General features: G+C 52.4%; 6 protein-coding genes and 1 pseudogene. All 7 read right to left on the bottom strand.

Annotated features, from left to right (window positions below; translation table 11 throughout):
- Positions 1–1,098: pseudogene (locus VR74_RS18925) on the bottom strand (IS3 family transposase); the annotation flags it as partial.
- Between the two features lie 116 nt (positions 1,099–1,214).
- Positions 1,215–1,790 carry an antibiotic biosynthesis monooxygenase gene (locus VR74_RS18915; protein WP_045699468.1) on the bottom strand — a complete coding sequence of 192 codons (576 nt, stop codon included), beginning with the start codon at positions 1,788–1,790 and terminating at the stop codon, positions 1,215–1,217.
- 113 nt (positions 1,791–1,903) lie between these two features.
- On the bottom strand, positions 1,904–2,830 hold the full coding sequence (locus VR74_RS18910; RefSeq protein ID WP_299951332.1) for a 2-dehydropantoate 2-reductase: 927 nt from the start codon (positions 2,828–2,830) through the stop codon (positions 1,904–1,906).
- 27 nt (positions 2,831–2,857) lie between these two features.
- On the bottom strand, positions 2,858–3,682 hold the full coding sequence (locus VR74_RS18905) for an alpha/beta hydrolase (RefSeq protein ID WP_045699466.1): 825 nt from the start codon (positions 3,680–3,682) through the stop codon (positions 2,858–2,860).
- 67 nt (positions 3,683–3,749) lie between these two features.
- Complete coding sequence (locus tag VR74_RS18900; protein WP_045699464.1) at positions 3,750–4,112, bottom strand: phenol hydroxylase subunit P4; 363 nt, start codon at positions 4,110–4,112, stop codon at positions 3,750–3,752.
- 31 nt (positions 4,113–4,143) lie between these two features.
- Positions 4,144–5,676, bottom strand: coding sequence for an aromatic/alkene/methane monooxygenase hydroxylase/oxygenase subunit alpha (locus tag VR74_RS18895; protein ID WP_045699462.1), 1,533 nt, complete (start codon positions 5,674–5,676; stop codon positions 4,144–4,146).
- A 16-nt stretch (positions 5,677–5,692) separates the two neighbouring features.
- Positions 5,693–5,773, bottom strand: coding sequence for a hypothetical protein (locus tag VR74_RS21630; protein ID WP_366462885.1), 81 nt, complete (start codon positions 5,771–5,773; stop codon positions 5,693–5,695).
- Positions 5,774–5,780: the final 7 nt, after the last annotated feature.

Below are 5,780 nucleotides of genomic sequence, written 5' to 3'. Positions count from 1 at the left end.
GGAGATTGCCCATTGTGAGCCATGTGAGGCCGGCTCTCATTGTAGTCGCGCCTCCACGCCTCGATCAGCCGCTTTGCTTCGGCCAGGGAGGCGAACCAGTTGATGTTCAGACACTCGTCCCGGAGCGATCCGTTGAACGACTCGATATGCGCATTGTCCGTCGGGGTGCCGGGACGCGAGAATCCCATTTTGACTTTGTGATGATATGCCCAGAGGTCCACGATCTGGCCGGTAAACTCGGCGCCATTGTCGGCAAACAGCGCCTGCGGAGCGCCGCGTAAATAGACAAGTCGATTGAGGACCCTGGCCACGTCCTCGCCCCTCAGGCGTGACCCGACTTCTATCGCGAGGCACTCGCGGGAGTAGACATCAATCACTGTCAGCAAGCGGATCTTTGCGCCGCAGGACAGCTGGTCATGGACATTCGGCAGGAAATCGATCCTTGATCGATTTCTGATCTGCCTCATTCCAGGCTCCATGCCTGGTTCAGTCCTGAGGGCTGACAGCGCGCTTGCCGATGAACCGCCATCTTCCGCCTGCGGGGCCGTTTTGCCCGCAAACACAGGCCTTCCTCACGGTAGAGCCGATAGACGATGTGTTTGCCGACCTGCCAGCCCTCGCGCTTCAGCATGATATGGACACGCCGATAGCCGAACCGGATCCGGGTCGCCACAATCTCGTGCATGCGCTGGCGCAGTTCGGTCAGCGGATCCGTCCGGAGTGGCTTCCGTTGCGTTGAGCGATGTTGGCGCGCTAGACTGCAGGCCTTTCGCTGGCTGTAGCCGTGCGTCGCCGTCACGTAATCAACAACCTGTTTCATGAGCGATGGCCGGGAAACTTTTTTGAAAGCACATCCTGAAGGACGGCCTTGTCCAGGCTAAGCTCCGCGACCAGCTTCTTCAAACGCGTGTTCTCATCCAGAACCTGCTTCAACTCCCGGACCTGATCGGACTCCAGTCCGGCATACTTCTTCTTCCAGCGGTAATACGTCATCTCTGAGATGCCGAGTTGCCGGATCAGGTCCGCAACCGGCATCCCCATATCGACCTGCTTCAACGCGGCTACGATCTGCTCGGTTGAATAGCGCTTCTTCTTCACGGGCTTCCTCCTTCAGGAAATCCGCCAGAAAACTAACATACTTTCCGGACCACTTTCACCAGACCTCGTCAGCGATTTTGACCTTGCAGAACCGCGCTAGCCTACATGATGATACCTCACCTCTTTGTCGAACGATCTTTATGGGGATACAACCAAAACGAAAAAAACTTAGTCACGCGGGGCATGGCGACATAGGTCATCAAGGCCATAACTACAGCAGTGACGAGAAGCACACGCGGCACAAGTGGCAGCCACGACAATTGCGGCCCAAAGGCCCAAAACACAAGCGTGACAATCGGAAAGAGGGCCACCCAACCGACAATCGCCATTTTGTATTTCGGTGGAGGCTGGACGGGATTTTGGCCGGGGACGGAGAACCAGGCGACGAGCCCTGACATCGTCGTGATATGACTTGGTGCCTTGAGCAATGGCTCGATCTCCGCGAGCCATTTTTTTCGAACTTCCGATTTGAGCCAATTACTCAAGTGTCCCTGCGTGTCGAACTTGAATATGATTCTGTATTCAGGATCGTACTTGCCCTCAGGACGCAGCATCGTCGCACCTAAATGGCCTTCGAAATTTGCGGCCTCAAGGGTAAGCTTTGAGCTTAGCGTTTCAAATCTGCTTTCTTCCCCTGGTGCGACGCGCCGAGAGACGACGACCGTCACAGGTTCTGCTGAATCTTCGACCATGCTCAATCAACCTCCGTCTCAGTCTGGACGACTGGGTAGTAAGTCTGCCATCTAGGAGCACTGTGCCAATGTTCAAATCCATTCGAGGTCAAATTATCGCATTGTGATAATTTCTAGAATAGCTCGGGATGGCGCACTCGGATAAGGTGCGCGATAGTTTCCGTTGTTCGGGCAGGTTTGCCCATGCGCCGTGCACGCTCTTGGACAGGACCACAGATCGCGTCCAATTCCGGCAGCCGACCTCGTTCAACATCGACTAACATAGAGGGTTTGAATGGATCGAGGCCGGCCACGATAGCACGCAACTCCTCGATATCCTGGCTTGTGAGCATTACGCCATCACCGGACGCCGCCACAGCCGCTTCAGCCATCATAGCAGCTACGATAGGAACAGTATTCTTGTCACTCAAGACAAAGCCCGTATCACGCCGCAACAACGCAGTGATCGGATTGACGCCATTGTTTATGATCAATTTGCGCCAGAGCTCCTTTCGGATGTCGTCCGTCGCGCGCATATCTACACCCGCGCCTTGACCAGCTTTCACCAAAGACTGGACCCGTTCACTCAGCCCTGTTGGTGCCTCCCCTAGTAAAAGATAGCCATTGCCAATCGCCGCGACACTTCCCGGCGCAATGACATGCGCAGCAAAACGGATCGACAGACCGCCCACAATTGGTCGTTGCAACAACTTTTCAAGCAGGGCTGGATTATCAACTCCATTTTGCAGTGAGGCGATTTGCGTTTGCGCTCCAAGGTACGGACGTATGTCTTGGGCTAGCACCACCGTCTGATGAGCTTTGCACGAGAAAATAAGCCAGTCCAGCTTGCCCAAATACTGTAAATCGCTGGCACGAGCTGTATCTAGAATGTTCGGTCTGACACGGAATGACTTGCCATTCTCAGTAATCTGCAAACCCTGCGTCTTCATAAGATCGGCATGCTGCCCTCGCGCTAGAAGGGTAATATCAAGCCCACCGCGATTGAGTAGCCCACCGAAGTACGCGCCAACTCCTCCGGCACCTGCAAACCCGATCCGCAAGCTGCACTCCTCAATTCTCGAACGAAACTAGTGGCTCAGGAAGCCAGAGACCAAAGCATTGAAAGTATCTCTATGCTCGATCTGCGTCCAATGCCCACATTTGCGGAACACGTGCAGTTGCGAATTTCCTATCAATTCCAGAAAGCGGAATGAATTTTCCACGGGAATTACCGCGTCCTCAAAACCATGGATGATCAATGTCTTATGAGGAATGGCACGGATATCCGCTTCGGCGCTGGCCAAATCACGAATTCCTTTTTGACGGGGTGCCGGGAACATGGATGAAAACGACTCCTGAAAACCAGGCTGAATACTGGCTTCATAACGAAGCCTTGCGAGATCATCGCTAACGAGTTCACTATTGTAGGCAAAAATATTCAGAAGCCCTCGCATGGCTTCAATTGAGGGTTTATAGCCCCAAGCCCGATCGAGACCTTCGGTCAGTTCAAAGTTGACACCGACAGCCCCCATCAGGACGAGCTTGTCCACGCGCTCCGGTGCCTTGATGGCCATTGCCAAAGCCAGCGCACCGCCAAACGAATTGCCTACGATTGAAGCGTTCTCAATCCCCAACGTATCCATGACACCCAAGCAATGATCGACCCAGACCTTCATGGAATAGATAACGTCTTCAGGCCTGGCGGAGTAACCGAACCCCAGCATGTCGGGCGCAATAACACGATTATGTTTGGCGAGTTCAGGAATATTCAGTCGCCAATTTGCCCACGCGCTAACCCCCGGCCCAGAGCCGTGGATCAGAAAGACAGGGGGCCCTTTACCCACATCATGATAATTTGTCTGGAACCCATTTACATCAATGCAGCGACCAAGTTCAGGATTATCACCTGCCATGTCTTCCTCCCTAGAAGTATAGCTATTTATCCGGGGGCGGCTAATCCGCACACACCCGGGAAAGCGTTCAGTTGAAAGTCCCGCCAACGCCATCCAGCCCCGGAGTGGCAAATTGCAAAAGCGATTTGTGTCCGAAGCCATTGTCTTTGAGGTTCTTGGCAGGATCGGGTACAAAATCTTCGACACCATCGAGTGTCCATTTCACGTTGGCCCAATCAATTTTGGAGAAATCTGGATGGGCAGAGTACATGTTTGGAATCACCTCCTTTAGCAGCGCTTCGAAAGGCATTGCAGGCGGCAATGGAAAGGCCAGCGCCGAGCAGAGGAAGCGATGATAATCCCAATCTAAGTAGACTATAATATTGCCATGAAAGTTTTCTACAGCATCCTTGGGTTGCAGGTCCGTCAATATTTGGGTTGCTTGCGACATAATATTCTCCAATTCCGTTGTATTTCGGGGACTATTCTGCCGCCATGACAGTTGGCTTGACGGTGTCCTCACCTCGCCATTTCTTCCAGCGGTCCTGATCTGGCGAGCCTACATGCTCCCCACCATCACCGGGTTGAAGATGGCACCATTTAGCGACGTCGGCCAACTCGGCCCCACCACAATTTCCTTGGAATATCTGATGCACCGGCAACCAAGCCTGCGCATACTTCGCTGGATTGCCTTCGAACACATCTCTGCACCCGTCAGAGCACGTATAGAATCGGTCCTCTTTGTAGGTTGAAACCCGTCGGCTGATCTTCATAGCATCACCGGCGACAACCTCCGTGAAAGCCATCGGCACCTGACACACCTGACACAGTTGCGGCAGACCTGGTGAGAAATGGCGCTGGCCATCGGCTTCCATCTGCCGGAACATCTCGAAACGTGGCCGGTAATGTTTGTCGAATGTATTTGGATACTTCTCCGAAAGCCAATCCAATTTCTTGTCGTCCGGCACCCAAGTCTGCATGCCCGCTGCATGTGAATAATTGTAAAGCGTTAGCCAGACTTGGTGACTCAGATGCTCTGATTCCGCGGTTGCGACCTCATGATATTTTGGCATCCGCAATCCGTAACGAGAAAGATCGTCAAACAGCGCCCCAATATTTTCCACGAAGTAAACGTCCCAAGCTTCTTTCCAAGACATTGGGCTGTTCGGCAGCATGTAGTCCTGCATCGCCGAAACAAGCGCCAGAACGCGGTATGCACGCCAGAAGTGCTTGTCGATCCAGCCCTGCACGATCGGCAAATTGTCCTCGTGCTGCTCGACCATGAACTTGATCACCTCCAATCCTAATGTCATGTGCCGTGATTCATCTGACTGGGCAGAAAAACCAAATGTCACTGTAGCCTGATCACCGTTATAGGCAGCGCCAGACATGAATGGCACGAATAGGAGATTTGTCAGAATATACTCGAACGAGAAAGACACAGAGGTGATGAACTCAAAGGGGCCGGCGGTCATTGCATCTTCAAAATAAGATTTTGGTACGGACAGATACCAGACCCTGTCGAACATATGAAAAGGATCGTGCAGCCCGTCGAAATACTTGTTGTAATGACTCAGCGTATGAATCTGCGTTTGTGCGTGGCGCAGTTCATCAATCGACTGCATCTGACAGGCGACTCGAGTCCCTTCCCCTCGGAAGTGGCGCCCCAGATGCGCATAATGGCGGTGCGCATAATACTCAAGCGGTGTCACCCCCTGGATGAATAGCTTCAATGCGTTGACATAGCGCGCATCTGAAATGTTCATCTGTCCATTATTCTGGGCGAAACTGTCAATAATCGCGTAGAGCTTCTTGTCTTTCTCGGCTTGAAACTTCCAATAGGCATCGACCGTTAGACGAAACGGATCTTCCCATTTATCCCAGTCCTTGATTTTTATGCCTTCGAACTTGTCATATGGGAAAACCTCGTCCATCGACTGGTAAGTGGTTTCCCATCCCATATTGCGGGTGAGCAGCTCATAGCGTTTCTTTGAATTCATGCGCTTCGCAGCCATTTTATTTCTCCCTTATTTACCAGTGTAATTCAAAATAGTCGTCTTCTTCATCGACATGCCCACTCAATGAAACAAGATTTAGATGTAATTCTTGCACATCCCAG

The sequence above is a fragment of the Hyphomonas sp. BRH_c22 genome, from assembly GCF_000961795.1.
GTDB lineage: Bacteria > Pseudomonadota > Alphaproteobacteria > Caulobacterales > Hyphomonadaceae > Hyphomonas.
Note: the sequence above shows the minus strand (reverse complement) of the source record. Positions and strands in the feature narration are given on the sequence as shown.

Coding starts and splice junctions, on each gene's coding strand:
- VR74_RS18915 (WP_045699468.1), bottom strand. CDS start 1,790: ATGGTCGAAGATTCAGCAGAACCTGTGACGGTCGTCGTCTCTCGGCGC.
- VR74_RS18905 (WP_045699466.1), bottom strand. CDS start 3,682: ATGGCAGGTGATAATCCTGAACTTGGTCGCTGCATTGATGTAAATGGG.
- VR74_RS18900 (WP_045699464.1), bottom strand. CDS start 4,112: ATGTCGCAAGCAACCCAAATATTGACGGACCTGCAACCCAAGGATGCT.
- VR74_RS18895 (WP_045699462.1), bottom strand. CDS start 5,676: ATGGCTGCGAAGCGCATGAATTCAAAGAAACGCTATGAGCTGCTCACC.